Consider the following 2429-nt stretch of genomic DNA (forward strand, 5'->3'; position numbering starts at 1 on the left):
TGCTTGATATGCAGGTAATCCTCGTTGACCCATTGCCAGTATTGGTGGTGGGTTCGATGGAGAGGTTCCTGTATGTCTCCCTGGATCGATCTTTGCCTGTGTCGGTCGCGGACTGCGGCTGGTGATCTCGTTGTCCGGTTCGGTGTGCCGTTGCTGGACACTTACCTGGAGTTCCTGGCGGTGCGGTCACGGCCGAACACGGTCGTGGCGGTCGCTTACGACCTGAAGGTCTTCTTCACGGTGGTCGGCAAGCCGCCGGCGCAGGTGGTCGCGGCGGACGTGCTGGCATTCGTGACCGCGCAGCACACGGGCCGGCCAGCCGGCCGGTTGCAGGGGGTCGTCGACGGCTCGGCGGGGTTGTCGGCGCGGACGGTGCGCCGGCGGTTGTCGAGCGTGTCGGGGCTGTACGCGTTTCTGCAGGCGCGTGGCGATGTGCCGGCCAACCCGGTACCGCGTGGCTTGCCGACTCGGCGGGAGCGGCAGCGTCCGCGGCAGGGCGTGCCGCTGGTACGCACCCCACGGACGCTGCCGCGCATCCTGCAGCCGCCGCAGGTGGATGCGCTATTGGCGGCGCTGCGCACGCATCGAGATCGGGCCATGGCCGAGGCGATGGTGTTTGGTGGGCTGCGCCGCTGCGAGGTGCTTGGCCTGAGGCTGGCTGATCTGCAGGTCGCCGCCCGGCGGGTGTTCATCGCCGACGGCAAGGGCGGGCACCAGCGGCTGATCCCGATCTCGGCCCGGTTCTTCGCCTCGCTGGCGGCCTACCTGCAAACTGAACGGCCTGCCGACGCGGCCACCGATCGAGTGTTCGTGGTGTTGAAGGGGCCACGTCGGGGGATGCCGCTGTCGCCGGCGGGACTGGATCAGATCTTGGATTCCGCCCGTCAGCGGGCCGGACTGAGCCAGGTGACCTGCCACCAGTTGCGCCACACCTGCCTGACCCGACTACGGGAGGCCGGCATGGCCTTGGAGGCAGTGCAGGCCCAGGCCGGGCACGCCTCGATCGAATCCACCCGCATCTACCTGCACCTGGCCGACGACTGGCTCGCCTCCCAATACCGCAAAGCCGCCGAAGCCATCGATGCGCAACTGCTACCCGGCGAACCACCCAGCCGCATCCTGTCGATCGCGGATGGAGCAGGTCGGTGAGCGAATCAACACGGCTACCCAGCTGGGACCAGCTAGCCGACGTCATACCGGACGTGGTCACCACGATGCGCCGCTACCTGGACCAGATCAGCTGCATCCTGCGCCCAGGCAGCGTCCGCGGCGCCGACCAGGCCCTACGCTCCCTCGCCGCGTTCCTGACCCAACACGCGCCGGACGTGTCCAGCGTCGCCGACATCGGCCGCCGCCACATGGAGGACTTCCGCCAATGGCTGGCCGACCGATCCGGCTACCGCACTGCCCGGCTCACCCCCGCGACCCTCGCGCACCGGCTGGGCACGCTACGGATGTTCTTCGTGCGCATCAGCGAATGGGACTGGCCAGACGCCCCAACCCGGGTGCCGATCATCCCCGCCGACCTGCCCCGCCAAGACCACCCCCTACCCAAAGCCCTCGACGACGCAGCCGCCGCAAGACTGCTGCGCGCCGCGCAAACCCAGCCCCGCATGCTGGCACGCGTCGTGGTCGAGGTGCTGCTACGCACCGGACTACGCGTCGGCGAGTTCACCGCCCTACCCGCCGACGCGGTCGTGCTCATCGGCGCCGCCCACTGGCTACACGTGCCCGTCGGCAAGCTCCACGAGGACCGCTACCTGCCCCTGCACCCGCACCTGGTCACCCTCATCGCCGACTACCGCGCCACCCACGTCGCCCCCGACAACCCACTCCTGCTGCCACGGGAAAACGGCCGACCGCTGGACCGACACACCGTCACCCGACTGATCAACAAAGCCGGCACCGCCGCCGGGCTACCCCACATCCACCCACACCAGCTACGCCACACCCTCGCCACCCAGGCCATCAACCGGGGCATGAGCCTGGAAGCCATCGCCGCCCTGCTCGGCCACCGCAGCCTCGACATGACCCTGCGCTACGCCAAAATCGCCAACCGGACCGTCGCCGACGAGTACTTCGCCGTCACCGAAAAGGTCGAATCGCTTTACCAGCAAGGAAAACCGCTACCCGCCGACGCGATCGGGCCGAAGATGGCCCGCCTCCGCCGCGAGCACCACCGCCTGCTCGGCAACGGCTACTGCACCCGCCCACCCGAACTCGACTGCGCCTTCGAGGCCATCTGCGAGACCTGCACCTTCTTCCAGACCAGCATCGAGTTCCGGCCCACCCTGCAACGCCAACGCGACCACGCCGCCAAGCACCACCAGACCCACCGAGTCGACCTGTTCGACCGGCTCCTCACCCGCATCGACCGACACGCATCATGATCAGCTTGACAAGGATTACCTGCATAATGCCGATGAGCG

2 protein-coding genes are annotated in these 2429 nt (G+C 68.2%); both read left to right on the top strand.

Annotated features, from left to right (window positions below; translation table 11 throughout):
- Positions 1–144 precede the first annotated feature (144 nt).
- Positions 145–1149: a tyrosine-type recombinase/integrase gene (locus ABZ671_RS32655; RefSeq protein ID WP_357865405.1), complete on the top strand. Its 1005-nt coding sequence runs from the start codon at positions 145–147 to the stop codon at positions 1147–1149.
- Positions 1146–2390, top strand: a complete 1245-nt coding sequence (locus ABZ671_RS32660) for a tyrosine-type recombinase/integrase (protein ID WP_357865408.1) — start codon at positions 1146–1148, stop codon at positions 2388–2390. The genes ABZ671_RS32655 and ABZ671_RS32660 overlap by 4 nt, the downstream gene beginning before the upstream one ends.
- Positions 2391–2429: the final 39 nt, after the last annotated feature.

The organism is Micromonospora sp. NPDC006766 (assembly GCF_040636055.1).
Lineage (GTDB): Bacteria > Actinomycetota > Actinomycetes > Mycobacteriales > Micromonosporaceae > Micromonospora.